The 26,078-nt window shown below is 65.4% G+C and carries 30 protein-coding genes; 22 read left to right on the forward strand and 8 right to left on the reverse strand.

Annotated elements, in window-relative coordinates:
• The first annotated feature begins 12 nt into the window (after positions 1-12).
• On the forward strand, positions 13-1,035 hold the full coding sequence (locus KUV26_RS15895; protein ID WP_222505295.1) for a transporter substrate-binding domain-containing protein: 1,023 nt from the start codon (positions 13-15) through the stop codon (positions 1,033-1,035).
• A gap of 498 nt (positions 1,036-1,533) precedes the next feature.
• Here the strand turns inward: KUV26_RS15895 and KUV26_RS15900 are convergent, their stop codons facing one another.
• Positions 1,534-1,920 carry a hypothetical protein gene (locus tag KUV26_RS15900; protein WP_222509045.1) on the reverse strand — a complete coding sequence of 129 codons (387 nt, stop codon included), beginning with the start codon at positions 1,918-1,920 and terminating at the stop codon, positions 1,534-1,536.
• Between the two features lie 193 nt (positions 1,921-2,113).
• On the opposite strand from KUV26_RS15900, the gene KUV26_RS15905 reads away from it, so the two are divergent.
• Positions 2,114-2,566, forward strand: coding sequence for a methylated-DNA--[protein]-cysteine S-methyltransferase (locus KUV26_RS15905; protein WP_222505298.1), 453 nt, complete (start codon positions 2,114-2,116; stop codon positions 2,564-2,566).
• Positions 2,567-2,668: 102 nt separating this feature from the next.
• Here the strand turns inward: KUV26_RS15905 and KUV26_RS15910 are convergent, their stop codons facing one another.
• The 6 genes from KUV26_RS15910 to fsa all read right to left on the reverse strand — a co-directional run bounded on the left by KUV26_RS15910 (position 2,669) and on the right by fsa (position 6,538).
• On the reverse strand, positions 2,669-3,379 hold the full coding sequence (locus KUV26_RS15910; protein WP_222505299.1) for a CDP-alcohol phosphatidyltransferase family protein: 711 nt from the start codon (positions 3,377-3,379) through the stop codon (positions 2,669-2,671).
• Positions 3,380-3,418: 39 nt separating this feature from the next.
• Positions 3,419-3,625, reverse strand: a complete 207-nt coding sequence (locus tag KUV26_RS15915; protein ID WP_222505300.1) for a hypothetical protein — start codon at positions 3,623-3,625, stop codon at positions 3,419-3,421.
• Between the two features lie 114 nt (positions 3,626-3,739).
• Positions 3,740-3,886: a GDCCVxC domain-containing (seleno)protein gene (locus KUV26_RS23810; protein WP_315900125.1), complete on the reverse strand. Its 147-nt coding sequence runs from the start codon at positions 3,884-3,886 to the stop codon at positions 3,740-3,742.
• A gap of 130 nt (positions 3,887-4,016) precedes the next feature.
• Positions 4,017-4,937 carry a tyrosine recombinase XerC gene (locus KUV26_RS15920; RefSeq protein WP_222509046.1) on the reverse strand — a complete coding sequence of 307 codons (921 nt, stop codon included), beginning with the start codon at positions 4,935-4,937 and terminating at the stop codon, positions 4,017-4,019.
• Positions 4,934-5,632, reverse strand: a complete 699-nt coding sequence (locus KUV26_RS15925) for a DUF484 family protein (protein ID WP_222505302.1) — start codon at positions 5,630-5,632, stop codon at positions 4,934-4,936. Before KUV26_RS15925 ends, KUV26_RS15920 begins: the two co-directional genes overlap by 4 nt.
• A 252-nt stretch (positions 5,633-5,884) precedes the next feature.
• The gene (fsa, locus tag KUV26_RS15930; protein WP_222505303.1) at positions 5,885-6,538 is read right to left on the reverse strand and encodes a fructose-6-phosphate aldolase; all 654 of its coding nucleotides are present in this window, start codon (positions 6,536-6,538) and stop codon (positions 5,885-5,887) included.
• 81 nt (positions 6,539-6,619) lie between these two features.
• Between fsa and KUV26_RS15935 the strand changes: the two genes are divergently transcribed.
• The 4 genes from KUV26_RS15935 (at position 6,620) to KUV26_RS15950 (ending at position 11,628) form a co-directional block, all read left to right on the forward strand.
• Positions 6,620-8,815 carry a primosomal protein N' gene (locus KUV26_RS15935; protein ID WP_222509047.1) on the forward strand — a complete coding sequence of 732 codons (2,196 nt, stop codon included), beginning with the start codon at positions 6,620-6,622 and terminating at the stop codon, positions 8,813-8,815.
• A 123-nt stretch (positions 8,816-8,938) separates the two neighbouring features.
• Positions 8,939-10,174, forward strand: a complete 1,236-nt coding sequence (locus KUV26_RS15940; protein ID WP_222509048.1) for an MFS transporter — start codon at positions 8,939-8,941, stop codon at positions 10,172-10,174.
• A gap of 133 nt (positions 10,175-10,307) precedes the next feature.
• The gene (locus tag KUV26_RS15945) at positions 10,308-11,180 is read left to right on the forward strand and encodes a 50S ribosomal protein L11 methyltransferase (RefSeq protein ID WP_222509049.1); all 873 of its coding nucleotides are present in this window, start codon (positions 10,308-10,310) and stop codon (positions 11,178-11,180) included.
• Between the two features lie 166 nt (positions 11,181-11,346).
• Positions 11,347-11,628, forward strand: a complete 282-nt coding sequence (locus KUV26_RS15950) for a hypothetical protein (protein ID WP_315900127.1) — start codon at positions 11,347-11,349, stop codon at positions 11,626-11,628.
• Between the two features lie 174 nt (positions 11,629-11,802).
• Here the strand turns inward: KUV26_RS15950 and KUV26_RS15955 are convergent, their stop codons facing one another.
• A complete protein-coding gene (locus KUV26_RS15955) occupies positions 11,803-12,021 on the reverse strand; it encodes a DUF1127 domain-containing protein (protein ID WP_222509050.1) in 219 nt (72 codons plus the stop codon).
• 338 nt (positions 12,022-12,359) lie between these two features.
• On the opposite strand from KUV26_RS15955, the gene ruvC reads away from it, so the two are divergent.
• From ruvC to KUV26_RS16035, 16 genes are all read left to right on the forward strand, one after another.
• The gene (gene ruvC / locus KUV26_RS15960) at positions 12,360-12,857 is read left to right on the forward strand and encodes a crossover junction endodeoxyribonuclease RuvC (RefSeq protein WP_222509051.1); all 498 of its coding nucleotides are present in this window, start codon (positions 12,360-12,362) and stop codon (positions 12,855-12,857) included.
• Positions 12,858-12,870: 13 nt separating this feature from the next.
• The gene (ruvA, locus tag KUV26_RS15965; RefSeq protein ID WP_222509052.1) at positions 12,871-13,560 is read left to right on the forward strand and encodes a Holliday junction branch migration protein RuvA; all 690 of its coding nucleotides are present in this window, start codon (positions 12,871-12,873) and stop codon (positions 13,558-13,560) included.
• 68 nt (positions 13,561-13,628) lie between these two features.
• The gene (gene ruvB, locus KUV26_RS15970) at positions 13,629-14,648 is read left to right on the forward strand and encodes a Holliday junction branch migration DNA helicase RuvB (RefSeq protein ID WP_222505311.1); all 1,020 of its coding nucleotides are present in this window, start codon (positions 13,629-13,631) and stop codon (positions 14,646-14,648) included.
• A gap of 246 nt (positions 14,649-14,894) precedes the next feature.
• Positions 14,895-15,560: a hypothetical protein gene (locus KUV26_RS15975; protein WP_222509053.1), complete on the forward strand. Its 666-nt coding sequence runs from the start codon at positions 14,895-14,897 to the stop codon at positions 15,558-15,560.
• Positions 15,560-16,102 carry an RNA 2',3'-cyclic phosphodiesterase gene (gene thpR, locus KUV26_RS15980; RefSeq protein WP_222509054.1) on the forward strand — a complete coding sequence of 181 codons (543 nt, stop codon included), beginning with the start codon at positions 15,560-15,562 and terminating at the stop codon, positions 16,100-16,102. Before KUV26_RS15975 ends, thpR begins: the two co-directional genes overlap by 1 nt.
• 61 nt (positions 16,103-16,163) lie before the next feature.
• Entirely contained in the window at positions 16,164-16,547 is a 384-nt protein-coding gene (ybgC, locus tag KUV26_RS15985) for a tol-pal system-associated acyl-CoA thioesterase (protein ID WP_222505315.1), read from the forward strand.
• A 106-nt stretch (positions 16,548-16,653) separates the two neighbouring features.
• Positions 16,654-17,349 (forward strand): protein TolQ, encoded by a 696-nt coding sequence (gene tolQ, locus KUV26_RS15990; protein WP_222505316.1) that lies wholly within the window; start codon positions 16,654-16,656, stop codon positions 17,347-17,349.
• 3 nt (positions 17,350-17,352) lie between these two features.
• The gene (gene tolR, locus KUV26_RS15995; protein WP_222505317.1) at positions 17,353-17,844 is read left to right on the forward strand and encodes a protein TolR; all 492 of its coding nucleotides are present in this window, start codon (positions 17,353-17,355) and stop codon (positions 17,842-17,844) included.
• 15 nt (positions 17,845-17,859) lie between these two features.
• The gene (locus tag KUV26_RS16000; protein ID WP_222509055.1) at positions 17,860-19,017 is read left to right on the forward strand and encodes an energy transducer TonB; all 1,158 of its coding nucleotides are present in this window, start codon (positions 17,860-17,862) and stop codon (positions 19,015-19,017) included.
• Positions 19,014-20,339: a Tol-Pal system beta propeller repeat protein TolB gene (gene tolB, locus KUV26_RS16005; protein WP_222509056.1), complete on the forward strand. Its 1,326-nt coding sequence runs from the start codon at positions 19,014-19,016 to the stop codon at positions 20,337-20,339. Before KUV26_RS16000 ends, tolB begins: the two co-directional genes overlap by 4 nt.
• Before the next feature lie 91 nt (positions 20,340-20,430).
• Positions 20,431-20,946, forward strand: coding sequence for a peptidoglycan-associated lipoprotein Pal (gene pal, locus KUV26_RS16010; RefSeq protein ID WP_222509057.1), 516 nt, complete (start codon positions 20,431-20,433; stop codon positions 20,944-20,946).
• 4 nt (positions 20,947-20,950) lie between these two features.
• Entirely contained in the window at positions 20,951-21,793 is an 843-nt protein-coding gene (gene ybgF, locus KUV26_RS16015; protein WP_222509058.1) for a tol-pal system protein YbgF, read from the forward strand.
• Complete coding sequence (gene tilS, locus KUV26_RS16020) at positions 21,790-23,043, forward strand: tRNA lysidine(34) synthetase TilS (protein ID WP_261399931.1); 1,254 nt, start codon at positions 21,790-21,792, stop codon at positions 23,041-23,043. The genes ybgF and tilS overlap by 4 nt, the downstream gene beginning before the upstream one ends.
• 78 nt (positions 23,044-23,121) lie before the next feature.
• Entirely contained in the window at positions 23,122-25,035 is a 1,914-nt protein-coding gene (ftsH, locus tag KUV26_RS16025) for an ATP-dependent zinc metalloprotease FtsH (protein ID WP_222505322.1), read from the forward strand.
• A gap of 163 nt (positions 25,036-25,198) precedes the next feature.
• On the forward strand, positions 25,199-25,774 hold the full coding sequence (locus KUV26_RS16030) for an MOSC domain-containing protein (protein ID WP_222509059.1): 576 nt from the start codon (positions 25,199-25,201) through the stop codon (positions 25,772-25,774).
• A gap of 188 nt (positions 25,775-25,962) precedes the next feature.
• Positions 25,963-26,078 (forward strand): formate--tetrahydrofolate ligase (locus KUV26_RS16035; RefSeq protein WP_222477505.1); only part of this gene is annotated, 116 nt, incomplete at its 3' end.

Genomic DNA, 26,078 nt, shown 5'->3' on the forward strand with positions numbered 1-26,078 from the left:
GGAGGCAGCGGCATGAAACGGCTTTTCTCGCGCCTCCTCCGGCTGGCTGCCCTGTTAACACTGGCGCCGTCCGCGGCCTGGGCTATCTGCGACGTGGACTATGTGGCGCAGCCCGGCGACACGCTGTTCTCCATCGCGGAGACCCATTACGGCGACCGTAACCGCTGGACCATGGTCTACTACCGCAACCAGAAACTGCTTGCAGGCGCCACCGTGCTGCCGGGCCGCAAGCTGTTCATTCCCTGCCTCACCGGCGCCACCGCGCCGGATGCAACACCGCTGAGGCAGGAGAAGGCGGAGCTGACACTGCTGACCGGAAGCGGTTACGGCCCGTTCACCGACCGCGGCCTGCCGGGGCAGGGCATGGTGACGGAATTGATCAACGCCGCACTGGAGCTGGCGCCGGCGCCGGTCAGCTATTCGGTCAGCTGGGAAGACGACTGGTCCAAACATCTGTTTCCGATGCTGGACAAAAAGGAATTCGACATGGGCTTCCCTTGGCTCAAGCCCGACTGCGCGGCAGAGCCGGACAACGAGCGCTGTGCGAACTTCCATTTTTCCGAGCCGGTGATGACCATGCCGATCATGCTGTTCGTGCGGGCAGGCGGCGGCATTGACTACACCGAGGATGCCGACGTCGAAGGCAAGACTCTGTGCCGCCCGGCGGGATACTTCACCCATGACCTGAACCGTGCGGACCGGCGCTGGCTTGATGAAGAAAAGATCACCTTGGTGCAACCGGCGGCGCCGGCCGACTGTTTCCGCATGGTGGCGGAGGGGCAGGTGGACGCCGCGGCGGTGAACTTGTTTCTGGGCGCCAACACCATCGTGACGGAAAATCTGCGCGACACTGTGGTGCCGCTGGAAAAACCGCTGTCAGAGGAAGGTCTGCATGTGGTGATATCCAAGCGCCATTGGCGCGGCACCACCCATCTCTACCGGATCAATGCAGGGCTGCAAAACCTGCGCGACAGCGGCAGGTTCGAGGAGATCATGTCGCGCCACCTGGAACTGTTCTGGGCTCAGCTGCAATAGGACCGGGCAGGTCAGGCCGTCAGCGTCCTGGCCTCCTCATAGCCGTGAAAGGCCGCCTGGGCCCCGCCTGCGCGGTTCCGGCCTTGCGGCCAGGCGCGCTGCATCATCAGATGTTCCGCCAGCACTGCGTTTTCGTGAAACGGCTCCTCGCTGCCCGCGTCGGGGGGGGGGGGGGATGGTCCCAGGCCGGGGAGCTGCCGTCCGGGTGCGGTGCATCCTGCGGATGCTCCTCCTGTCCGCGCGGTGAATTGTCGGCGGACTCGCTCTTGTCCGGATCGTCGGAGCGGACGACGGGCCGCGCGGTCAGAAAACCGCGGTTCGGCTTGATAGGATCTACAGGTCCTGAAACTGGTATAAACATAACAGAGGGTCCTTCGCAGAGGCACTGAACCGTTCTTAAAAGACCCTTAACACAACAGGCTTAACGAAACGTAAACACGGGCGCGCCGGGAAAGGCCGCCGCGCCTGTGTTTGCCAGGTTCAGGATGTTGGCAGCGGTCAGCCGATGATTTTCTGCGCCTTGATGTAGCCGGCTTCCGCAGCCAGCACACTGACCGGCTTGGGCCCCGCCTGGCAGCCGTTCATCAGGTCCTGGTAGTAGGCATCCATGTCAAGGCCCTTTACCGGACGCTGTTCCAGTGCCTCAGCCCGGGCCGCGGCGCGGGCAGGGCCAATGTGCTGGCTGGTCTGCGGCTGGCTCACGGCGCCGTTCAGGGCTTCTGCGCGGGCCAGGCTGCGGGACAGGCCCTGGCTGGTGCCATCGGTCAGCGGCGCGTCAACCGGCTGGCCGCCGGCTTCGCCAACGGCCGCCGCCTTGCGGGATGCCGCCGCCGTAAGGTTCAGACTGGAGTAGAGGCTGGCACTGCTGGAAACGGAACTGATCATCTTACTGGCCCTGGTGAAACGCTGTTGAAACTCTTTTTATAACAATTTGAGGCAATCTGGCGGGAAATCCCTGGCAGTGGTTAACAGGGTGTTAACCTGGGGTGGCGGCGCCGGACCGGCAATTCCGGCCGGCAGGTCTTGCCTCCGCTGCCGTTCGGCCGGATGATGCGCCGTGAGTGCGCCGGAGGGACCAATGATATTTGCAAGCCTTGATACCCCGGTCGGGCCGCTCAGCGTGGCTGAGCGTGACGGCGCCATTGTGCGGCTTGACTGGACGGCCCGCAGCGAAGGGAAATCAGCGCTGCTGGACCGGGCGCTAGAACAGCTGCGGGCCTATTTCGCTGCCGAGCTGACAGAGTTTGACCTGCCGCTGCAGGTGGAGGGGTCGGAATTCCAGCGCGCCGTTTGTGACGCGATGCTGGCGATTCCATTCGGGGAAACCCGCACCTATGGCGGTCTTGCCAAGGACCTGGGCGCCCCGCCGCAGCCGGTAGGCAATGCCTGCGGCGGTAACCCGATCCCGGTGATCATCCCGTGCCACCGGGTGCTGGGCGCCAGCGGGCTGGGGGGATTCTCCGGCAAAGGCGGGGTAGAGACCAAAGTTGCGCTGCTGAAACACGAAGGCGCAGCCAGTCTGCTGATATGACTGGGCAGGCCGCCAATTGCGCTGACTGCGTGCAATTTCAGCCGGAGAAAACGCCGGTGGGAGAATGCGCCCGGAAGGGCGCGCGCCCTCCGCCGGCGGCCGTCAGGCTGCGGAGGCTCTGCTGCGCTTTTCCGGGATGATCTGCTGGGCAATGCCGACAAACAGAAGATAGACAGAGGTCACCACCAGCCCCCAATGGGCCCAGCTGGCGGGGTGGAAATCGACCCAGGCGGCCCAGCCTGCAAAAAAGGTCCAGGCCAGCGCCACCGGCAGCGACACCTTGCGCCAGCGCACGGTGCGGACCGGATGGATGAACTTCAACGGCAGGAACATGGCAATTGCCAGCACGGTCACCAGCACCAGGCTGGTCCAATGGCTGGGCTCCAGCGCGAAGATCACCAGCACCAGCATGTTCCAGCAGCCCGGGAAGCCGGAGAAGGAATTGTCCTTGGTCTTCATCCGGGTGTCGGCGAAATACATCGCGCTGCCAAAGGTGATCACGATGATCGCGAACCAGCCGGTCCAGCCGGCCATCAGCCCCGACTGGAATAGCGCAAAGGCGGGAATGAAGACATAGGTCAGGTAGTCGATGATCAGATCCAGCAGCACCCCGTCAAATTCCGGCGAATAGCGTTTGACGTGATAGTGCCGGGCCAGCGGCCCGTCGATGCCGTCTACGGCAAAGGCGACCACCAGCCAGACGAACATCAGGCTCCATTTGCCTTCGGCGGCGGCCAGCATGGCCAGCATGGCGAACACGGCGCCGGTTGCGGTGAGCAGGTGGACGGAAAGGGCGCGGATCTGAGGTGTCATGTGTCCCTGATGGCGAAATTACCCCGGTCCCGCAACCGTTCAGTGCAGAATTGGGCGGAATTCCGTACCCGGCGACAGCTGGATGCGCGCCATACGGCGGCCGTGCGGCGCCGGATCGGTGATATCGGGTTGGGAAGAGGGGGGCACGGCGGGCATGTCGCGGTCCCAGGGCAGCACGCCGGGCGGCGGTGCGGGGGCGGCCGGGGCGCCATCGGCAAACAAAACGGCAAAGCCGGTACGGGTCATGGCAGAATCCTTTCTGGATCGGTTTCTGCCATCTGGCCCGCGGCGCCTTAACAAGGGCTTTCCGAAGGCAGGCAATTTAGGGTGGATTTTAGCTAAACCGGATGTGCTGCCCCGTCAGCCGCCACGGCAGTTTCCCAGCTGCACCGGCGGACAAGGACCGGTTCTGCAAGAACAGTAAATGCAGCAATCGCCGGGCCTCGGCTGCGGCAGGGCGCGGCTGGCAGGGCACTTGTAAAACCACTGGCTGGCGTCTTGCGGCATTTCCTCCGGCGCTTCACGCCCGCGGGCGGGTAGGGCAGAACGCTGGTCAGCGCCACAGGCGCGGTTGGTTCGCCAGGCATCGGCAAGCCTCCCTGCTGACAGCAAAATCCGGCACGCGGGCCGGGGCAAGTCACGCCTTGGGGTGGGCCTTGTTGTAGACCTCCATCAGGTGGGTGGTGTCTACGGCCGTATAAGCCTGTGTTGTCGACAGCGAGGCATGCCCCAGCAGTTCCTGGATGGCGCGCAAATCGCCGCCTGCTTCCAGAAGATGGGTGGCAAAGCTATGGCGCAGCGCGTGCGGGGTGGCGGTCGCGGGCAAGCCGAGCTGGGCACGGGTCCTTGCCATCACCCCCTGGATCTGGCGCGGGTTTAATGCTCCGCCGCGCACCCCGCGGAACAGGGGCGCGTCAGCCTCCTGCGGGTGCGGGCACAGGTGCAGATACCGTGCCACCGCATCGCGGGCGGCAGGCAGAACCGGCACCACGCGCTCTTTCCTTCCCTTGCCCAGGATGCGCAGCACCGGCGGCAGCGGCGCCTCCGCCCCCTTGAGACCCAAGGCTTCGGAGATCCGCAATCCGCAGCCGTAGAGCAGCGTCACCACCGCCACATCGCGGGCTGCCACCCAGTCCTGCTGCGATTGCAATTCAACGGTTTCCAGCACCGCCCTGGCGGCCTCCGGCGCCAGCGGGCGCGGCAGCTTCTTCTGGAACTTGGGAGAGCGTGCCAGCAGCACTGCGGCCGGCTCAAAGCCCTCCCGCTCCGCCAGCCAGCGGTAGAAATTTTTAACCGCCGACAGCTTGCGCGCCAGCGACCGCGCGCCGGTGCCTGAATTGCGCTCCGCTGCCATCCAGGCGCGCATGTCGGCGGTGGTGATCCGCGACAGCGCGCCCAGTCCCTGCGGCCCGCCGCTGTGCTGCGTCATGAAGGCCAGGAAGGCGGTCACATCACCGCGGTAGGCCGTCAGAGTGTTGGCAGAGGCATCCTCCAGCCCGCCCAAGCGCTCCAGCCACAGCTGCAGCGCATCGCGGCAGGCGGGGGAGAACAGGGTCATGACAGCCAGTAGCGCATCGAGCGTTCGAAGACGCCGCCGAAGAAGGCCAGGAGGTCGGTGCCCTGCATCGGCGAGAACTGATGCGGGTCTTCCGATCCCATCACCAGCATGCCGGGCAGGCGGCCTGTTCCCAGGTCCAGCATCAGGCAGGCCTCGGAGCGGATCCACTCGGCCTTGGCCCCGTAAACCCGCGGGCTGCCGCCCTGGGTCTGGCGCAGGGTCACCGGCCGTTCGCTGCCGGGCTGGCCGGCATAGCTCTCGGTGAAGCCGGGGCCCGCCAGTTTCAAGGCGCCGGACTTGCGCTCCACTTCGGCGCCGCCGGGCTGTGCGGTTTCCAGCACCAGCGCCAGGGCATGCACGCGCAGGATCTCCGGCATGTCCTGTTCCAGGCAGGCGAGAAAGGCGGAGAAGTCCTGCGGCTCCAGCAGCCGCAGCACCGCGCGGTGGATCAGATTGGTGCCGGCCAGGTTGTCGTACGCCGCCGCGATCACCGAACGGTGGGTGTCCTCCAGCCGGTCCAGGCGTGCAGCCATCCGCTCCATCGCAATGCCGCGCAGGTCAACGACATTGGAGCCCATCGCGCGCTCATTGGCGGCCACCAGGGCGTTCATCAGGTGCTGGTCTTCCAGCACGGCGTCGGGTTTGGCGAGGATCGCCTCGCGCAGTTGGTCTTCCAAATTGGCTGAACTGCTCATGCGTGAAACTCTTGCGGCTCCGGACCTCTGACGGGTTTGGAAACGTGTATAACACGGGATTTGCGCAATGCTGCGGAAAAATGAAAGGGCAGCGGAAATTGCCGCACCGGGGAAGGCTCCCGCCCGTCGCCGGTGTATCGCAGTGCCCCGCTCCCATTGGACCCGGCGTTTGCGGCGGGGGAGGCAATGGCCCCAAAAAGAAAGGCGCCCGGCTAGGGGCGCCCTTTTGTTGTCTCCGCTCCGGCGGAAAGATCAGAGAATCTTGATTTCCGCGGCCTTGATGTCGGCCAGGAAGGCGTCCAGGCCCTTGTCGGTCAGCGGGTGGTTCACCATCGCCTTGATCACAGCCGGCGGCGCGGTGATCACGTCGGCGCCGATGCGGGCCGAATCCAGCACATGGTTCACCGAGCGGATCGAGGCCGCCAGGATCTGGGTCTCGAAACCAAAGTTGTCGTAAATGGTGCGGATGTCTTCGATCAGCTCCATGCCGTCCAGGTTGATGTCGTCCAGACGCCCGATGAAGGGAGAGATGAAGGTGGCGCCCGCCTTGGCTGCCAGCAGCGCCTGATTGGCAGAGAAGCACAAGGTCACGTTCACCATGTGGCCCTCGTCGGTCAGCGTCTTGCAGGCTTTCAGGCCGTCCCAGGTCAGCGGCACCTTGACGGCGATGTTCTCGGCGATCTCCACCAGCTTGCGGCCTTCGGCGATCATGGTCTCCGCATCGGTTGCGGTCACTTCTGCCGATACCGGGCCGTCAACCAGATCGCAGATTTCCTTGGTGACTTCGATGATGTCGCGGCCGGATTTCTTGATCAGCGAGGGGTTGGTGGTGACACCGTCCACCATGCCCAGGTCGTTCAATTCGGCAATGGCGTCGATCTCGGCGGTATCTACGAAGAATTTCATGGGGCAGTCCTTTGGATGGGTTGGCCTCGGTCGCTTCAGCCTTTACCTCATGGGACTACGGGCGGCAACACGGGCAGAGGCATGAGCGGGCAGGAGTTCTTTCAGGCAGGCGAGCGGGTCGGGGTGCTGACCACGCAACCCCTTGACCGGCTTCTCGATTACCGCGCGCCGGAGGGCGGCTGCTTCCTCGGCGCCTATGTCGAGGTGCCCTTGGGGCCGCGGAAGGTGCTGGGCGTGGTCTGGGGGCCTGGCGCCGGGGATTTCGATTCGGCTAAGCTGCGCGCGGTGATCCGGGTTCTGGACGTGGCCCCGATGCGCACCGAGATGCGCCAGTTCCTCGGGAAGGCTGCCGATTACACCCTGACCCCGATGCCCGCGATGTTGCGGCTGGCGACCCGCGCGCCGGGCCTCAGCGATCCGCCCTCAATGCGCAAGATCCTGCGCCGGGGCGAGGGCGTGCCGGACCGGATGACCGAGGCCCGCACCCGCGTGCTGGACGTGCTGGAAGAATACGGCGGCCTGGCTTTCACACCCAAAGAACTGGCCGATATGGCCGATGTGACGCCGTCGGTCGTGAAGGGGCTGGTGAAACAGGGCGCCCTGCGCGAGGAGGAGGCCCCGCGCGACACCCCCTATCCGCATTTGGACCCGGAGCTGCCCTCCAAGCAGCTGACAGAGGATCAGGCCAAGGCTGCCGCGGTGCTGGCGGAAGGCGTCCACAGCAAGCGCTATGGGACAACGCTGCTGAAAGGCGTCACCGGCTCCGGCAAGACCGAAGTCTACCTGGAGGCCGTGGCTGCCGCCCTGCGCGCCGGGCGGCAGGCGCTGGTGCTGCTGCCTGAAATTGCCCTGACCGCCGAATTCCTGACCCGGGTGGAGGCGCGGTTCGGCGCCAAACCGGCCGAGTGGCACTCCGGCGCCACCATGACTGAACGCCGCCGGGTCTGGAAGATGGTCGGGCAGGGGGCGGCGCAGCTGGTGATCGGCGCCCGCTCGGCGCTGTTCCTGCCGTTCCGCGACCTGGGCCTGATCATCGTTGATGAGGAGCACGACACCTCCTACAAGCAGGAGGACGGAGTGCTCTACAACGCCCGCGACATGGCGGTGCTGCGCGCGGCCATGTGTTCGGCGCAGGTGGTTCTGGCCTCTGCAACGCCCTCGCTGGAAACCTGGGCCAACGCCGAGGCCGGCAAATACAACCGGCTGGATCTCACCTCGCGCTTCGGCGCCTCGGTGCTGCCGGACATGCGGGCGGTGGATATGCGGTCAGAGGACCTGCTGCCCTCCACCTGGATCTCACCCACGCTGAAACAGGCCATGAAGCTGCGGCTGGAGCGCGGCGAGCAATCGCTTTTGTTCCTGAACCGCCGCGGCTTTGCGCCAGTCACCATCTGCCGCGCCTGCGGTGCGCAGGTCGCCTGCGACCACTGCGACGCCCGCATGGTTGAACACCGTTTCATGAAGCGGCTGATGTGCCACCAGTGCGGCGAGACCAAACCGGTGCCGGAGGCCTGCCCCTCCTGCGAGGTGGAGGGCAAAATGGCCCCGGTCGGCCCCGGCATCGAGCGGCTGGCAGAAGAGGCCACCTCGCTGTTTCCGGAGGCGCGGATTGCGGTGCTGAGCTCCGATCTGTTCGGCTCTGCCCGCGCGCTGAAGAGCCGGATCGAGGAAATCGCCAAGGGCGAGGCCGACATCATCCTCGGCACCCAGCTGGTCGCCAAGGGCCACAACTTCCCGCTGCTGACGCTGGTGGGCGTAATCGACGCGGACCTCGGCCTGCAGGGATCCGACCTGCGCGCCGCGGAACGCACCTTTCAGCTGATGCGCCAGGTGGCGGGCCGCGCGGGCCGCGCCGAACGGCCGGGTGAGGCGCTGATGCAGACCTTCCAGCCCGAGCACCCGGTGATCCGCGCTATCCTGTCGGGGGATGAGGAAAGCTTCTGGAAGGCCGAAGCCGCCGAGCGCCAGGCCGCCGGGGTGCCGCCTTATGGCCGGATGGCCGGGATCATCCTGTCGGGGCCGGATCTGGCGGCGGTGTTCGACCTTGGCAACGCGATGGCGCGCAACGACGGGCCGCTGCGCCAGATCGGTGCGCAGCTGTTCGGTCCGGCTCCGGCGCCCATCGCCCGCGTCCGCGGCCGCCACCGGGTGCGGCTTCTGGTCAAGGCGCCAAAAAGCGTGCCGCTGCAGGAGGCCCTTGCCCGATGGACCGCGCCGCTGCACCTGAAGGGCGATTTGCGCCTCAGCATCGACATCGATCCGCAAAGCTTTTTCTGAACCAATAACCAGGACCAGCGATGTTACGGTGCCGCGCGCACCATCTGCGCGCTGGTGCGTAGCTCACTGTGCAGACAGTCTTTCCCTCTCGCCAGACAGCCCGAACAGGCGTAAACCGGGCCCATGTTCAAACCGATGCCCCTTTCCGAGGCCCAGAGCCTCCCATTCTGGCGACGCCCGGTGGCGCTGCTGTTCCTGATGGCGCTGGCGATGCCCATCGCCTTCAACACCTGGAGCGCGCTGCTCAACAACTTCGTGATTGAGGCCGCAAATTTCGACGGGGCCGACATCGGCCTGTTGCACACGGTGCGCGAGATCCCGGGCTTCCTGGCCGTTGGCGTGATCGCCGTCATCCTGTTTGTGCGCGAGCAGGTGCTGGGGCTGATCTCGCTGGTGCTCTTGGGCGTGGCCACCGCAGTCACCGCCTGGTTCCCGTCTCTTGGCGGGCTGTTGATGGTGACGCTGCTCAGCTCAATCGGTTTCCACTACTATGAAACGGTGAACCAGTCGCTGCAGCTGCAATGGCTGCCCAAGGACCGTGCGCCGCAGACGCTGGGCTGGCTGGTGGCGGCGGGATCGGCGGCCACGCTGGTGGTTTACGGGCTGATCGTGCTGACCTGGGAAAGCTTGGGCCTGTCCTACAATACTGTGTTCCTGGCCGCAGGCGGGCTGACCGCTGTCATCGCGCTGTTTGCGCTGCTGGCCTATCCCCAGTTCGACGCGCCGCACCCGCAGACCAAGAAGCTGATCCTGCGCAAGCGCTACTGGCTCTACTATGCGCTGCAGTTCATGGCCGGTGCCCGGCGGCAGATATTCGTGGTCTTTGCCGGCTTCATGATGGTCGAGAAATTCGGCTTCGAAGTGCATGAGCTGACCGGCCTGTACCTGATCAACCTGGTGATCAACATGACCGTGGCGCCGGTGCTGGGCAAGGCAGTGGCTGCCTTTGGCGAGCGCCGCACGCTGATTTTCGAGTATGCGGGCCTGGCTATTGTGTTTGCGGCTTATGGCGGCATCTACTGGTTCGGCTGGGGCGTGGCAATCGCAGCGGTGCTTTATATCGTCGACCATGTGCTGTTTGCCCTGGCGCTGGCGCTCAAGACCTATTTCCAGAAGATTGCCGATCCGGGCGACATTGCCCCCACCGCTGCCGTGGCCTTTACCATTAATCATATCGCCGCGGTGTTCCTGCCGGTGCTCCTGGGGCTGCTGTGGGTCTTTGAGCCGGGCCTGGTTTTTGCCTTGGCGGCGGGCATGGCGCTGGTATCGCTCGCCCTGTCGCTGCTGATCCCGCGCCACCCGGAGCCGGGGAACGAGACCATCTTCAGCAAATACGCCAGCCCGGCGCCGGCTGAGTGAGCCTCCGCCCCGGCAGGGGCGGAGCTCCGCGCAGGCGGTGAATGCGGGCGCTGCCTGGCGCGAGGCCGGGCGGAAGCTTGACGCGGGACCCGCAGCAGCCTAGGCGCTTGGCAACAGTTTCAGGAGCGACGCCATGCCCACATTCACCGCCCTCACCACGCTCACCGCAAAAGCCCAGGCCGAAGCGCTGGGCGAAGCCATGGAGCGGCTGAATCCGGAACCCACTGGCATTGGCGTCTTCGAGATGGAAGACGGCTCCGGCCTGTGGGAGGTCGGCGGTTATTTCACCGAAGCGCCCGATCAGGCCGGGCTGGCGCTGCTGGCGGCGTTGCACGGGGCCAAGCCCTTCGTCGTTTCCGAAGTGCCGGAAACCGACTGGGTCGCCCATGTGCGCCGCGAACTGGCGCCGGTCGAGGCTGGCCGTTTCTTCGTCTACGGCTCGCACGATGCGGACAAGCTGCCGGCAGGCAAAATCCCGCTGCTGATCGAGGCGGCGATGGCGTTCGGCACCGGCCACCACGGCACCACGCTGGGCTGCCTCAAGGCGCTTGATCATCTGCTTGACCAGGGTTTCGAAGGCAAAAAAGTCGCCGACATCGGCTGCGGCACCGCGGTGCTGGCAATGGCTGCGGCACGTGTCTGGGAGGGTGCGATCCTGGCCAGCGACATCGACGAAGTGGCGGTCGAGGTGGCCGAAGCCAACCTCAAGGCCAACGGCATGGAAGGTCAGGTTGCCTGCCTGGAAGCGGCAGGTTTTGACCACCCGGAGTTGCAGGCGCAGGCGCCTTATGACCTGATCTTTGCCAATATCCTGAAGGGGCCTCTGGTCGCTCTGGCACCGGACCTGACGGCGAATCTGCGCCCCGGCGGCTATGCGATTCTCTCCGGAATCCTGAACGAGCAGGCCGATGACGTGGTCAGCGTTTATGCTCAGAATGGGGCCAATCTTGCGCGCCGGGACGAAATTGGTGAATGGACAACGCTGCTTCTCCGCAAGGCGGGCTGATTGAATCAAGTTTGCGGCAAATTTGAGGGGCTTGCCGCATTTTCGCCTCATTTTCAGCCAATGATGGGCCATCCGCTGGTGGGGGCCAGTTCGGAGACTAGTGATGGGCGAACATCGTGATACGTTCCAATCGCGTTTGAAGCAAATCAACCGCAAGCATAGTGCCATGTCCGAAGGCTATTCCGCGAAAATGCGGCCGGACGGGCTTCTGGTGATTCAGCCGCGCCGGGTGCAGTCCCGGATTTCGGCCCGAACCGTGGTGTTCTTCGCCGGGGCTTTCCTGCTGTTCAAGGGCTTCCTGATGGCGGCGCTTGGCTTTGACAGTTACGACGAGCGGGTCAGGACGCTGGCAGAAGGCAGTGTCCTTGAGCGTGCCGGTGCCTTCATCATGCAGGCTGATCCCGCTTCCGTATTCATCGCTCAGAAGATCGGACCGGTGCTGCGCTGACTGCGCAGCGCCGTCCTGAAAGAAACGAAAAGGCCGCTGCCGGGGGGGCAGCGGACTTATATGCATCTGTGGCAGGCACTGCCTGGCGGGCAAAAAAAACGCCGCGGCCTTTTCAGGTCCGCGGCGTTTCCCTATTCGCCCCGAGGGAGGAGGCAGGGCGGAAAAGAGATTGTCTCAGAAGACGGATTTGCCGGCTGCGACACTGTCGATGTCGCCGCGGCACATGCCGATATCGGCCAGCTCGCGGTCGGACAGGCCATTCAGCGCGTTGCGGGTCGCGCGGGCGTCGTTCCATGCAGCGAAAGCGCCGGCAGCAGTGGCGAGCAGAGCGCCGAGACGGCCAACCAGGCCGGTGGAACCATAGGTGGTGCGGGTGGTATCAAATGCGGCCATATCCGTGTCCTCTGATTAGCTGTTAGCATCCGTCGCGTCATTGCGATGGCCGGCATCTAGTGGCGAAAAAAACGCGCGGCAAGGCATGAAAATGCATGTGTCGTATGCGTTCTGTGCATAGCTGTTGCGCCTGTAAATAAAGGGTTTGCGGCCGCGCATCGATCCGGGGCCAAAATGTCGCTGCTGCTGTTGTGAAGGGTCGTTTCCAGGCCGCATGTGCGCCAAGCTCCGCAGCCGGCGGCTGGGAAAGCAATTGGACATGTTCGCCTTTTGTGCTAGTGCTGGGGCAAAATAAATTCCGGCGGTCGGGCCGGCACACGGGCAAGGGCAGGCACAGCATGCGGATTTTGGGAATTGATCCGGGGTTGCGGAACCTTGGATGGGGCGTGATCGAATCGCGCGGCACCCGGCTGAGCCATGTCGCCAATGGCGTCTGCACCTCGGACGGTGACGATCTGGGCGAGCGGCTGCTATCGCTGCACAATCAGGTTTCCGAAATTATCGAAGCCTATGCCCCGGATCAGGCTGCAATCGAACAGACCTTCGTGAACAAGGACGGCGCCGGCACGCTGAAGCTGGGCCAGGCCCGCGGGGTGGCACTGCTGACGCTGGCCAAGGCAGGCCTGCCGGTAGGGGAATACGCGCCCAATAGGGTCAAGAAGACGGTGGTGGGCGTGGGTCATGCCGAAAAGGAACAGATCATCCACATGGTCAAGCTGCAGCTTCCGGGCTGCCTGCCCAAGAACGCCGATGCCGCGGATGCACTGGCGATTGCGATCTGCCACGCCTATTACGGGGGCACGCAGCAGCGGCAGCTGAAGGAGAAGCGCGCATGATGGGCCAGCTGGCATGATTGGGAAACTGACGGGGCGTCTCGACTACCGGGCGCAGGACCACGTGCTGATCGACGTGCGCGGGGTCGGGTACATCGTCTATTGCTCCGACCGTACCATGGCGGCGCTGCCCGGCGCGGGGGAGGCCGTCGCGCTGTATACCGACATGGTGGTGCGCGAGGATCTGATGCAGCTCTATGGCTTCACCTCGCTGGTGGAGAAGGAATGGCACCGGCTGCTGACATCCGTGCAGGGGGTCGGCGCCAAGGTCTCGCTGGCCATTCTCGGCGCGCTGGGTCCGGACGGGGTGAGCCGGGCGATTGCCCTGGGCGACTGGGCGTCGGTCAAGGCCGCCAAGGGCGTCGGCCCCAAGACCGCGCAGCGCATCGTGCTCGATCTCAAGGACAAAGCGCCGGGTGTGATGGCGATGGGCGGCGCTGTGATGGATGCAATGGACGGACCGGGGCTGGAGGTGGTTGACGACGCCGATCCCGCACCTGCTGCCAAACCGGCGGGCAAGGCGCCGCCGAAGAAGCCGAGCGGCGCAGCCGCTGCCTCGGCCGGCGCACTGTCGGCTTTGGGCAACCTCGGTTATGGTCCGTCGGATGCCGCTGCGGCAGTGGCGGAGGCTGCAGCAACATACCCGGATGCCGATGAGCCGGAACTGATCCGTGCCGCGCTGCGCCTGCTGGCGCCGAAGGGGTGATGAGGTGAGGCTTGACGTTCAATGCTCCGCCCGGCAGGCAAACACTCAAGGCAGGAAGAGGAATTCCCTTGATTGACGCCGACCCCGCCCTGCGCCCCGAGCCGCTGCCAGAGGACAACGACCGCGCCCTGCGCCCGCAAGGCCTTGGCGAATTCATCGGCCAGGCTGAGGCCCGCGCCAACCTGCGCGTCTTCATCGAATCAGCCCGCCGCCGCGGCGAGGCGATGGATCACACACTGTTCCACGGCCCTCCTGGCCTCGGAAAGACCACGCTGGCGCAGATCGTCGCCCGCGAGCTGGGGGTGAACTTCCGCATGACCTCCGGTCCGGTGCTGGCCAAGGCGGGCGACCTCGCGGCGATCCTCACCAACCTCGAATCCCGTGACGTGCTGTTCATCGACGAGATCCACCGGCTGAACCCGGCAGTGGAGGAGGTGCTCTACCCGGCGATGGAGGATTTCGAGCTGGACCTGGTGATCGGCGAAGGCCCCGCTGCGCGCACCGTGCGGATCGAGCTGCAGCCCTTCACGCTGGTCGGCGCAACCACCCGCATGGGTCTCTTGACCACGCCGCTGCGCGACCGCTTCGGCATTCCGACCCGGCTGCAGTTCTACACCATCGACGAGCTGTTCGAGATCGTCAGCCGTAACGCCCGCAAGCTGGGCGCCCCGGCTGATGACGCCGGCGCCCGCGAAATCGCGCGGCGCGCGCGCGGCACCCCAAGGATCGCCGGACGCCTGCTGCGCCGCGTGGTGGACTTTGCCGTGGTCGAGGGCGACGGAACTATCACCCGCGAACTGGCTGACGGCGCGCTCACCCGGCTTGGGGTGGACCAGCTGGGGCTGGACGGCGCAGACCGCCGCTATCTCAAGCTGATTGCCGAGAACTACGGCGGCGGGCCGGTGGGGATCGAGACGATTTCAGCCGCCCTCAGCGAAAGCCGCGACGCGCTGGAGGAGGTGATTGAGCCATATCTTTTGCAGCAGGGTCTGATCCAGCGCACGCCGCGCGGCCGGATGCTGGCGCAGAAAGCCTGGACGCACCTGGGGATGGCGCCGCCGCGCAGCCAGAACGACTTGTTCGGGTGAAGGTAACTCTCACCCCTATAAGTTGTGTCAGAACCTCTGCCCAAATGTTTCGCGCGCGAAACATTTGGGCAGAGGTTCTGACCTATTGAGTGGCTGCTGATCGGGCCGCGCGCCGCGCCAGCGGCGCTTGGCCCAAGGCTGGCTCCGGCGGCCTGGCGCAGCCAGGAGGCGGGACGGGCGCGGGAGCCCCCCCTTGCCGCCGCGCGGTGCAGGCGGCATAGACACGGCAGGACCAAGGAGACGCCAATGACCGCCCAGCTGCCAGACCTGACGCCGGAGCAGATCGAAAGCCTGTTCACCCGCAATGACGGCTCTTACGCCTTTGCCCGCTGGGGGCGGCCGGTGGCGCCGATCGTGTTCGGGGTGCAGGACGAGACTCTGAAAACCATCAAGGGCGCGCTGGAGGCGGTGATGACGCTGGCAGGCCACCAGATGGCCGAGACCGACCCGGAGCTGGGGTCGAACCTGATGTTCTTCTTCTTCCGCGGCTGGGACGAACTGCTGGAGGTGCCGGACCTGGACCGGCTGATCCCCGGGCTGGCACCGCTTGTGGCGCGGCTGAAGGAAGCGGATGCCAGCCAGTACCGTGCCTTCCGCTTTGACGATCAGGGCGGCATCAAGGCGGCCTTTGTGTTCCTGCGGATGAAAGGCGCGATGGCACAGATGCCGGCCGAAACGCTGGCGCTCACCCAGGCGGTGCAGGTGGCGCTGATGTGGGGCGACGCTGCCTTTGCAGAGGCCTCGCCGCTGGCGGTGCTGCCGGAGACCGGCGCCACCATCCTGCGCCCGGAAATCGCCGGGGTGATTGCTGCGGCCTATGACCGGATGATGCCGGTGGCGGCCGGGGACAAATCCCACGCCCTGCGCCTGTTCGCGCGGCTGCAGGCGCCGGCGGAACCGCCGCAGAGCTGATGCGGTCCTTCGTCGGCCTGCCGCTGCCTGATGCAGCCCTTGATGCGCTGGAGCATGTGCAGGAGGGGCTGACCGCGGGGCGGCACGTCCCGCCTGAGAACATGCACCTCACGCTCGCTTTCCTCGACGATCAGCCAGAGACTGTTCTCCAGGCGCTGCACCAGGCGCTGGCGGAGATCAGCGCACCGCCATTGATGCTGACTTTCAGCGGGCTGGACACTTATGGCGGCAAGCTGCCGCGGGTGCTGGCGGCGGAGGTGCAGAAGACACCGGAGCTTGCCCGCCTGCGCGACCGTGTCCGTGCGGCCTGCCGGTCTGCCGGGATTGAGCTGTCCCGCGAACGGTTCCGGCCGCATGTGACCCTCGGGCGCTTTCCCCGGCATCTGGAGCCGGGGCAGGTGGAGAAAGTCGCGCGGTACCTGGCGGAGGCGGCAGGTTTCCGGCTGCAGTGCGAAGTGGAGAGTTTTGCGCTGTACCAGTCCACGCTGGCGCCGGAAGGCGCACGGTATGATGTTCTGGCGGAGTATCCACTGGAGGGGTGAGCCGCTTGCAGCGGTCCGGTGCCGACCATAGGCTGCGCGGATGAAGCCAGGAGAGCAGGTTATGAACCACCAATTCCCCGTCCGGGTCTATTACGAGGACACCGACATGGGCGGGATCGTCTATCACGCCAACTACCTGCGGTTCATCGAACGGGCGCGCAGCGACTGGGTGCGCGGCATCGGTGTGGATCAGAACGCCATGCGCGAGGGCGGGCTGCTCTATGTTGTGCGCCGGATCGAGGCGGACTACCTGGCGCCCGCAAAGTTCGACGAGGAGCTGCTGGTCACCACCTCCATGCACTCTGTCACGCCCGCCCGGATGACCCTGGTGCAGGAGGTCACCCGCGCGGGCCTGCCGCTGTTCCGCGCCCAGGTCACCATCGTCTGCATCACCACGGGCGGCAAACCGGCCCGGCTGCCGGCAGAGATTCGCGCATTGCGGTAACATTTGGCGTCCGGCCGCCTGTTTTATTGGCCTTTGCCATTGAACTGGGCTAGCGTCTTGCCAAATAAGGCCGGATAAACGGCCGGAACATCTATAGAGCAGGCTAATGGAAGCAGAAACTCTGGCGCTGGCGCAGGAGATTGATTTCTCCATGTGGGGCCTTTTCGCGCGGGCCACCGTGACCGTGAAACTGGTGATGCTGATGCTGGTGGGGGCCTCGATCTGGTCCTGGGCGATCATCATCCAGAAGACCATCAATTACCGTCTTGCCCGCAAGGAAGCGGACGCCTTTGACCGGGCGTTCTGGTCCGGCAATCCGCTGGATGAGCTGTTCGAGCGGCTGGGCTCCGAACCGTCGGGCCAGGCGGCGCGGATCTTCTCGGCCGGCATGAGCGAGTGGCGCCGCAGCCACCGCAGCGACGGCGGGCTGATTCCCGGCGCGCAGGCGCGCATCGACCGCTCGATGGATGTGGCAATCGCCAAGGAGACCGAGGGTCTGCAGGGCGGGCTGTCGGTGCTGGCAACCGTCGGCTCCACCGCGCCTTTCGTGGGCCTGTTCGGCACCGTCTGGGGCATCATGACCGCCTTTATCGAGATTGCCGAGCAGCAGAACACCAACCTGGCCGTCGTGGCGCCGGGCATTGCCGAGGCGCTGATGGCAACCGGCCTGGGGCTCTTGGCGGCTATTCCGGCGGTGGTCTTCTACAACAAGCTGAGCGCGGACAGCGACCGCATCATCGGCGGCTATGAGGCCTTTGCCGACGAGTTCGCCACCATCCTCAGCCGCCAGCTGGATTCCTGAGCCATGGGCGCCGCAGTCCAGCAGCCTTCAGGGGGCGGCAACCGCCGCCGGGGCCGCCGCCGCGGACGCGGACGGCCAATGTCAGAAATCAACGTGACGCCGTTCGTGGACGTCATGCTGGTGCTTCTGATCATCTTCATGGTGGCGGCGCCGCTGATGACGGTCGGCGTGCCTGTTGAACTGCCCAAAACGGCGGCCGGCGCGCTGCCCGGAGACGAGGAAGAGCCGCTGACCGTGACCATGACCGCCGAGGGCGGGGTCGAGATCCAGACCACGCCGGTGGCGCGCGGGGAACTGGTCGCCAAACTGCGGGCGATCGCGGCGGAGCGGAGCTCTGACCGGGTGTTCCTGCGTGCCGATGGCAAGATCGCCTATTCGGACGTGATGCAGGTGATGGGCGCGCTGAACGCGGGCGGTTTTTCCAACGTGGGGCTGGTCACCGACACCGGCGGTCCGGCGCTGGACGGGCGGCAGGGCGCAGGCGCAGGGCAGTAGGCGGGGACGCGGACGGTGCAGACCGGAACCAAAATCTCGCTGGCAGGTCATGGGCTGCTGATGACTTGGGTTGTCTTCGGCGCCTGGTTCCCGTCCGAACCTTTGCCGTCCAACGTGCAGCAGGTGGCGCTGATTTCCTCCGAGCAGTTCGAAAAGCTGAGCCAGCAGCGCCAGGCGCCGCAGGTCTCGCCGGAGCCTGCGCCATTGGCGGAGCCCGCCGAAGTGCAGCCGGCGCCGGAGCCGGCACCGCAGCCGGACCCGGAACCGCAGGTGTCCCGGCCCGAGCCGGTCCCCCCGGCAGAACCCGACCCGCAGGTGTCGGAGCGCCCGGAGCCGCGGCCTGAGCCGGATGTGCCGATTGAGCTGCCCTCCGCCGCCGAAGAGCCGGATGTTGCGGCGCTGGTTCCGCAAGTGAGGCCGGAGGCCGCGCCGCGCCCGGTGGACCGGGTCGCGCCGGAGCCTGTTGCGCCGCCGGAGCCGGACACGAAGATCGACGACGTCGTGCAGCCCGAGGTCGCGCCGGAACAGGGCGCTGAGGCGCCGCAGGAGGTGCAGGAAGCCACCGCGCGGGAAGCGGCAAGCGACCGGATCGTGACCGAGGAGAACGAGGGCGATGAGGTGGCAGCCTCTGCCGCGCCGGCGGTATCCAAACGCCCGAAGACGCGGCCAGCCCGTCCCGAGCCGGAACCGCAGGTGACCGAAGCTGCCCAGCCCGCCAAGCCGGAGCAGCCGTCACAGCCCGAGAAGCCGGCCCCGGCCGAGCAGGCGGATACATCCTCTGCCGTGCAGGATGCGCTGGCGGAGGCGCTGGCCGGCGGTGCCGACGTGGAAGCAGCGGAGCCGTCCGGGCCGCCGCTGACACTGGGCGAAAAGGATGCGCTGCGCGTTGAGGTCTCGCGCTGCTGGAACGTCGGCTCGCTGTCCACGGATGCGCTGAAGTCAACGGTGGTCGTCAGCGTTTCACTGAATCAGGACGGCACCCCGGACACCGGCTCCATCCGGATGCTGTCCAGCACCGGCGGCTCCTCCTCGGCGGCAAAACAGGCTTATGAGGCAGCCCGGCGGGCGATTATCCGCTGCGGGTCCGGAGGTTTTAAGCTTCCCCCTGAAAAATATTCGCAATGGCGCGATATTGAGATGACATTCAATCCCGAAAGGATGCGGATCAAATGAGGAAAATTCTGGCAGCTCTTCTGATCGGTGCCGCAGCAGCGGCAGGAGCGGGCGCGGCCATGGCTCAGGACGGCCCGCTTCGCATCGAGATCGACCAGGGCGTGATCGAGCCCTTGCCCTATGCGGTTCCGGATTTCGTGCCGGAAACCCCGGCGGCGGCTGAGTTCGCCTCCCAGATCGCGCGGGTGATTGCGGCGGATCTGAGCGGCACCGGCCTGTTCCGGGAAGTGCCGGCCAGCGCCCATATCTCGAAGGTGACCGCGTTCGACAGCCCGGTGAAATACGCCGACTGGAAAGCAGTGAATGCGCAGGCGCTGATCACCGGCGCGGTCAGCGTCAACGGCAGCCAGCTGACGGTACGCTTCCGCGGCCATGACGTGTTTGCCGAAAAGGAGCTGGGCACCGGGCTGCAGTTCAACGGCACCACCGACGGCTGGCGGCGGATGGCGCATAAGGTAGCCGACGCGATTTACAGCCGGATCACCGGCGAAAGCGGCTATTTCGACAGCCGTGTGGTCTATGTCTCCGAAAGCGGCCCAAAGAACGACCGCCGTAAGCGGCTGGCGGTGATGGATTACGACGGTGCTAACGTGCAGTACCTGACCAACAGCGCCTCCATCGTTCTGGCGCCGCGGTTTTCGCCCACCGGCGACCGGGTGCTTTACACGAGCTATGAGAGCGGCTTCCCGCAGATCCATGTGCTGGACGTGGGCCAGGTGCAGCGCAAGGTGCTGTCCAGCGGCGACGGCACCATGAGCTTTGCGCCGCGGTTTGCGCCGGACGGGCGCACCATTGTCTATTCTCAGACCCAGGGCGGCAATACCGACCTGTTCTCGATGGACATCAACACCGGTGCCAAGACCCGGCTGACCTCGGCCCCCTCGATCGAAACGGCGCCGTCATTCTCGCCGGACGGCAGCCAGATCGTGTTTGAAAGCGACCGTTCCGGCAGCCAACAGCTCTATGTGATGCCGGCCGGCGGCGGCGAAGCGCGGCGGATCAGTTTCGGCCAGGGGCGTTACGGCACCCCGGTCTGGTCCCCGCGCGGCGACATGATTGCCTTCACCAAGCAGAACAAGGGCCGTTTCCACATCGGGGTGATGCGCACAGACGGCAGCGAAGAGCGCTTGCTGACGGCATCTTTCCTGGACGAGGGGCCGACCTGGGCGCCCAACGGCCGGGTGATTATGTTCACCCGCGAAAGCCAGGGCAGCGCCGGGCGCGCGCTGCTGTATTCGGTGGACATTACCGGGCGCAACCTTAAGCCTGTGAAAACGCCGGACGGGGCTTCGGACCCGGCCTGGTCGCCATTGCAGAACTGATTGTCATGATAACGCGGGTATACCCGCATGGAACCTGATCCGGGCATGTGTTAATTTCGGGTCAAGAAACGCAAAGGGATAGGCAGACGATATGAGCGGTTTCAAATTGGCGATTGCGGCTGTGGCCGTTCTGGGCCTGGCGGCCTGCAGCAACAACCGGTGGGACGACACGGCAAACGGCAGCGCCGGGGCCGGGGCCGGGTCCGGGGCCGGACTGGGCGCAGGGGCGCTCGACCCGGCGAGCCCGGCCTATTTCCAGCAGACCATCGGCGACCGGGTGCTGTTTGCGGTGGACCAGTCGACCCTGTCGCCCGAGGCGCAGGGAATCCTGCAGGGCCAGGCGCGCTGGCTCAGCCAGAACGCTGACTACGCGGTCACGATCGAGGGCCATGCGGATGAGCAGGGCACCCGGGAATACAACCTGGCATTGGGCGCCCGCCGGGCCAATGCCGCGCGGGAATACCTTATTTCCCAAGGGGTGGCAGGCAGCCGCCTGAAGGTCGTGAGCTACGGCAAAGAGAGGCCGCTGGAGATCTGCTCGGCAGAGGCCTGCTATGCCAAGAACCGCCGCGCGGTCACCGTGCTGGCCGGCGGCTTGACGGGGTAACGCCATGAGACTCCTGCACACCGTTTTTCTGGCCGCTGTGCTGGCTCTGCCGCTGCCGCTGGCAGCGCAGGACCAGCAGACGCTGGCGGATATCCGTCAGGAACTGACTGTTCTGCATGTCGAGATCCAGCGCCTGAAGCGGGAGATGTCGACAACAGGGGCGCCTTCTGCGGATGTGTCGGGGGATACGGTTCTGGACCGGGTTGCCGCAATCGAGAGCGAACTGCAGCGGCTGACACTGCAGACCGAGGAAATGAACCACCGTATCGACCGGATCGTCACCGATGGCACCAACCGGATCGGCGACCTCGAGTTCCGGCTGGTGGAACTGGAAGGCGGTGATCTCGGCGCGCTGAAGGAAACCACCACGCTGGGCGGCGGCGAGCTGCCGGCAGCGGGCGGTGCGGCCCTGCCTGCGGTTGGCGGCGAAACCGATGGCGGCGAACCGCCGGGCGGTGAGCTGGCGATCGGCGAGCAGGCGGATTTCGATGCGGCCGAGAAACTGCTGGCCGACGGATTGTATCAGGATGCGGCGGAGAAATTCGCCGCCTTCAACCAGGCCTATCCCGGCAGCCCGCTGGCACCGCAAGCTGAATTCAGCCGCGGCAAGGCGCTGGACGGGCTGGGGGACACCCGCGAGGCAGCGCGCGCCTATCTGGCGGCCTTCACCGGCAATTCCGGAGGTCCGGTGGCCCCCAAGGCGCTCTTTGAGCTTGGTGCGGCCCTGGGGCGTCTGGGACAGACGGATCAGGCCTGTGTCACGCTGTCAGAAGTCGGGGCGCGCTTTCCCGGCGCCGCGCAGGAGGCTGAGGCTACTGCGGAAATGGCCAAGCTGGGCTGTTCTTGACAGGTCTGCGGCGTGATATTCTGGGACTGCTGCGCGGCCAGTTCCAGCCTACGATGACCGGCAGGCTCGGCATTGCCATTTCAGGCGGCAGTGATTCCATGGCGCTGATGCACCTGATGCAGGAAGCGTTCGAGGGTGAACCGGTTGAGCTTTATGCTGCGACAGTGGATCACGGGCTGCGGCCGGAAGCGGCGGCCGAGGCCGAATGGGCGGGGCGGGCTGCTGCCGCGCTGGGGATTTCCCACGAGGTGATCCGCTGGGAAGACGGCCCCGGCAAGGGAAACCTGCAGGGCCAGGCCCGCGACGCGCGCTATCATCTGCTGAGCGGCTGGGCCCGGCGCAACAACATCTCTACCCTGTGTGTGGCCCATACCGCCGATGATCAGGCGGAAACGCTGCTGATGCGGATGGCGCGCGCCGCGGGAGTGTCCGGCCTGTCGGGCATGCCGCCGCGCCGTGTCCACAACGGGGTCACCCTGCTGCGGCCGCTGTTGGAAGTGACCCGCAGCGAGTTGCGCCAGTATTTGCAGGAACGCGGCATCGAATGGTGCGAGGACCCCAGCAACTGCGATCTCCGCTTTGAGCGGGTGAGGGCGCGGCGCGCGCTGGAGGAGCTGGCGCCGCTGGGGCTGACGCCGACGGTGCTGTCCAGGGTTGCCGGGAATATGAACAAGGCGCGCGAAGCGCTGGACTGGTATGTGTTCCTGGCCGCCCGCGACCTGGCTCATGTGCAGGCCGGTGCGGTCGTCCTGTGCCAGCGCAAATTCCGTACCCTGCCCAGCGAGACCGGCTACCGGCTGCTGGTGAAAGCCATCCAATGGGTGGCGGGCACCCCGTACCCGCCGCGCCGGGTGCCGATGGAAATCGCGGTGCTGGCGGCGCGCGGCGGCGGTGCGGCCACCGTCTCGGGCTGCCATCTGCTGACAACTTCCAAGCAGATCTGGATCTGCCGCGAAGCCAAGGCGGTTGAAGGCGCGATCAGCCTTCCGGGCCAGGTCTGGGACAGCAGGTGGAAGGTTTTCGGCGGCGACGCCAAGGGATGCGTAGTGCGCGCGCTGGGACGGGACGGGCTGCGCAAATGCCCGGACTGGCGGGCCGCAGGGATCCCGGGAACCGTGCTGGAGGCGACCCCTGCTGTGTGGCAAGGCGCTGAACTGGCCGCCGCACCGACTGCCGGATTGGCAAATGGCTGGTCCGCTGAACCGGTTGCAAATGAAGAAGAGTTCTTTGCATCCCTTTTATCGCATTGAACCTGCCTGAATGATCCTTATTTTAAGCACAACGCAGGCGGCCTGAGAGGTGCGCCTAACTGATAGGGAGAACTTTCCTTGGGCAACGCTCGCAATATCGCCTTTTGGGTTGTTCTGTTTCTGCTGATCCTGGCGCTGTTCAATCTGTTCAGCGGTTCCGGCAGCACGATGCAGAGCCGTGAACGCACTTTTTCGGACTTCGTCAGCTCGGTGGAGACCGGCAAGGTCAGCACCGTCACCTTGGACGGGGAACAGGTCCGTTACACCACGACCGACGGGCAGAACTACGTCACCATCAAGCCGGGTGATGCCGAAGTCACTTCGCTGCTGATCGAGAAGAACATTCCGGTGCGTGCAGAGAAGCAGCAGCAGTCGGGCTTCCAGTCCTTCCTGATCACGCTGCTGCCGTTCCTGCTGCTGATCGGTGTCTGGATCTATTTCATGAACCGGATGCAGGGCGGCGGCAAAGGCGGCGCCATGGGATTCGGCAAGTCCAAGGCCAAGATGCTGACCGAGAAGCACGGCCGCGTCACCTTTGACGACGTTGCGGGCATCGACGAGGCCAAGGAAGAGCTGGAAGAAATCGTCGAATTCCTGCGCAACCCGCAGAAATTCTCGCGCCTCGGCGGCAAGATCCCCAAGGGCGCGCTGCTGGTCGGCCCTCCGGGTACTGGTAAAACCCTGCTGGCCCGCGCCATTGCGGGCGAGGCCGGCGTGCCGTTCTTCACCATCTCGGGTTCCGACTTCGTCGAGATGTTCGTCGGCGTCGGCGCTTCCCGCGTGCGCGACATGTTCGAGCAGGCCAAGAAGAACGCGCCCTGCATCGTGTTTATCGACGAGATCGACGCCGTCGGCCGCCACCGTGGCGCCGGTTACGGCGGCGGCAACGACGAGCGCGAGCAGACCCTGAACCAGCTGCTGGTGGAGATGGACGGTTTTGAGGCCAACGAAGGCGTCATCATCCTGGCCGCCACCAACCGCAAGGACGTGCTGGACCCGGCGCTGCTGCGCCCCGGCCGCTTTGACCGCAACGTGACCGTCGGCAACCCCGACATCAAGGGCCGCGAGAAGATCCTGGCGGTGCACGCCCGCAAGACCCCGCTGGGCCCGGATGTGGACCTGCGGATCATCGCCCGCGGCACGCCGGGGTTCTCAGGTGCCGACTTGGCGAACCTTGTGAACGAGGCGGCGCTGATGGCCGCCCGTGTCGGCCGCCGCTTTGTCACCATGGAGGATTTCGAATCCGCCAAGGACAAGGTGATGATGGGGGCCGAGCGCCGTTCGATGGTGCTGACCCAGGATCAGAAGGAAAAGACCGCCTACCACGAGGCCGGCCACGCCGTTGTCGGCCTTGCGCTGCCGCTGTGCGATCCGGTTTACAAGGCGACGATCATCCCGCGTGGCGGCGCACTGGGGATGGTGGTCAGCCTGCCGGAAATGGACCGCCTGAACTACCACCGCGATGAGTGCCAGCAGAAACTGGCGATGACCATGGCGGGCAAGGCGGCCGAAGTCATCAAATACGGCGAGGACCACGTCTCCAACGGCCCGGCCGGCGACATCCAGCAGGCCAGCCAGCTCGCCCGTGCCATGGTGCTGCGCTGGGGCATGTCGGACAAGGTCGGCAATATCGATTATGCCGAAGCGCATGAAGGCTATTCCGGCAACACCGCTGGGTTCTCGGTTTCCGCTCACACCAAGGAGCTGATCGAGGAAGAGGTCAAACGCTTCATCCAGCAGGGGTATGAAACGGCGCTGGAGATCCTCAAGGAGAAGCATGAGGAGTGGGAGCGGCTGGCGCAGGGCCTTCTGGAATACGAGACCTTGACCGGAGACGAGATCAAGCGTGTGATGAACGGCGAGCCGCCGCAGGCGGGCGATGACGAGGATGACAGCGAAGACAAGGGCAATGCCTCCGTCACTGCGATTCCCAAAGCCAAGCCCAAGAAGACCCCGCCGGAAGGCGGCATGGAGCCTGAGCCCTCCGCCTGATCCCGTAAGAGATTGCCCCCGGATGCCGCTGGCCTCCGGGGGTTTTCATTTCAGAACCTGCTCGGCAGGTTCACAAAAAACCATAGCTGGCGGCACTGGCCCCGGGCTGCGGCAGCTGTATGCTCGCCCGGCATACATTTGGGAAAAGCGGGAGAGGGCTGGCATGCCGGTGCTGCGGAAAACGGAATACACGGGCGAAATCATCTGGCTGGGTCATGTCCCGGCGGGCGGCGGCCTGCAGGCTGAGCCGTCGGACTGGCTGGAGCTGGGTTTTGCCGGGATTTCCGGTGAACGCCATGAGGGTGAAAACCGCGCCTCCTGCGTGCGGGTCCGCAATCTCTATCCGGAAGGCACGGAAATCCGCAATGTGCGCCAGCTGACCATCCTGTCGGAAGAGGAACTGGCGCTGATTGCCGCGGATATGGGAATGCCGGCGGTCGAGCCGGCGCATCTGGGCGCCACCATTGTGCTGCGGGGGATCCCGGACTTCACCTTCGTGCCGCCGTCCTCGCGCCTGCAAGGGGAGGACGGGGCGACTTTGACGGTGGACATGGAAAACCGTCCCTGCGTGCTGCCTGGCCGGGAGATTGAGAAGAACCACGCAGGCTTCGGCGCCCGCTTCAAGCCTGCTGCGCAGAATCGCCGGGGAATCACCGCATGGGTGGAACGGCCGGGACGCCTGATGCTGGGCCATGTGCTCACTCTGTTTGTTCCTGATCAGCGCGCCTGGGCGCCCTAGGCGCGCTGCTTCAGGGAACTCCGTTTCCTTTAAGGAACTTTCGCCGGGCCTGCGAAAGACCCCACGCCGCTTCAAGGCAGGATAATGTCGGAAATCAAGCGCGTGTTTTGCCGCATATTGTCTAAGTCTATCGCGAAACCGGCATCGCTGTGCCGGCGATTGTATGCAAACTCAGCAGGAACCTTGCCATGAGCTACAAGAGTGACATCGAGATTGCGCGTGAGGCGCAGAAGAAGCCGATCCAGGAGATTGGCGCGAAGATCGGGATTTCGGACAGCGACCTGCTGCCCTACGGCCATGACAA

The organism is Leisingera daeponensis, assembly GCF_019801465.1.
GTDB classification, from domain to species: Bacteria; Pseudomonadota; Alphaproteobacteria; order Rhodobacterales; family Rhodobacteraceae; genus Leisingera; species Leisingera daeponensis_A.

Coding starts and splice junctions, on each gene's coding strand:
- tolQ (WP_222505316.1), top strand. CDS start 16,654: ATGGAAGCAGAAACTCTGGCGCTGGCGCAGGAGATTGATTTCTCCATG.
- ybgF (WP_222509058.1), top strand. CDS start 20,951: ATGAGACTCCTGCACACCGTTTTTCTGGCCGCTGTGCTGGCTCTGCCG.
- tolR (WP_222505317.1), top strand. CDS start 17,353: ATGGGCGCCGCAGTCCAGCAGCCTTCAGGGGGCGGCAACCGCCGCCGG.
- KUV26_RS15900 (WP_222509045.1), bottom strand. CDS start 1,920: ATGATCAGTTCCGTTTCCAGCAGTGCCAGCCTCTACTCCAGTCTGAAC.
- KUV26_RS15895 (WP_222505295.1), top strand. CDS start 13: ATGAAACGGCTTTTCTCGCGCCTCCTCCGGCTGGCTGCCCTGTTAACA.
- ruvA (WP_222509052.1), top strand. CDS start 12,871: ATGATTGGGAAACTGACGGGGCGTCTCGACTACCGGGCGCAGGACCAC.
- tolB (WP_222509056.1), top strand. CDS start 19,014: ATGAGGAAAATTCTGGCAGCTCTTCTGATCGGTGCCGCAGCAGCGGCA.
- KUV26_RS15925 (WP_222505302.1), bottom strand. CDS start 5,632: ATGAGCAGTTCAGCCAATTTGGAAGACCAACTGCGCGAGGCGATCCTC.
- KUV26_RS15915 (WP_222505300.1), bottom strand. CDS start 3,625: ATGACCCGTACCGGCTTTGCCGTTTTGTTTGCCGATGGCGCCCCGGCC.
- KUV26_RS15945 (WP_222509049.1), top strand. CDS start 10,308: ATGCCCACATTCACCGCCCTCACCACGCTCACCGCAAAAGCCCAGGCC.
- KUV26_RS15910 (WP_222505299.1), bottom strand. CDS start 3,379: ATGACACCTCAGATCCGCGCCCTTTCCGTCCACCTGCTCACCGCAACC.
- KUV26_RS15940 (WP_222509048.1), top strand. CDS start 8,939: ATGTTCAAACCGATGCCCCTTTCCGAGGCCCAGAGCCTCCCATTCTGG.
- pal (WP_222509057.1), top strand. CDS start 20,431: ATGAGCGGTTTCAAATTGGCGATTGCGGCTGTGGCCGTTCTGGGCCTG.
- KUV26_RS15950 (WP_315900127.1), top strand. CDS start 11,347: ATGTCCGAAGGCTATTCCGCGAAAATGCGGCCGGACGGGCTTCTGGTG.
- KUV26_RS23810 (WP_315900125.1), bottom strand. CDS start 3,886: ATGCCGCAAGACGCCAGCCAGTGGTTTTACAAGTGCCCTGCCAGCCGC.
- KUV26_RS16030 (WP_222509059.1), top strand. CDS start 25,199: ATGCCGGTGCTGCGGAAAACGGAATACACGGGCGAAATCATCTGGCTG.
- fsa (WP_222505303.1), bottom strand. CDS start 6,538: ATGAAATTCTTCGTAGATACCGCCGAGATCGACGCCATTGCCGAATTG.
- KUV26_RS15935 (WP_222509047.1), top strand. CDS start 6,620: ATGAGCGGGCAGGAGTTCTTTCAGGCAGGCGAGCGGGTCGGGGTGCTG.
- KUV26_RS15905 (WP_222505298.1), top strand. CDS start 2,114: ATGATATTTGCAAGCCTTGATACCCCGGTCGGGCCGCTCAGCGTGGCT.
- KUV26_RS15975 (WP_222509053.1), top strand. CDS start 14,895: ATGACCGCCCAGCTGCCAGACCTGACGCCGGAGCAGATCGAAAGCCTG.
- KUV26_RS15955 (WP_222509050.1), bottom strand. CDS start 12,021: ATGGCCGCATTTGATACCACCCGCACCACCTATGGTTCCACCGGCCTG.
- ybgC (WP_222505315.1), top strand. CDS start 16,164: ATGAACCACCAATTCCCCGTCCGGGTCTATTACGAGGACACCGACATG.
- ruvC (WP_222509051.1), top strand. CDS start 12,360: ATGCGGATTTTGGGAATTGATCCGGGGTTGCGGAACCTTGGATGGGGC.
- KUV26_RS15920 (WP_222509046.1), bottom strand. CDS start 4,937: ATGACCCTGTTCTCCCCCGCCTGCCGCGATGCGCTGCAGCTGTGGCTG.
- thpR (WP_222509054.1), top strand. CDS start 15,560: ATGCGGTCCTTCGTCGGCCTGCCGCTGCCTGATGCAGCCCTTGATGCG.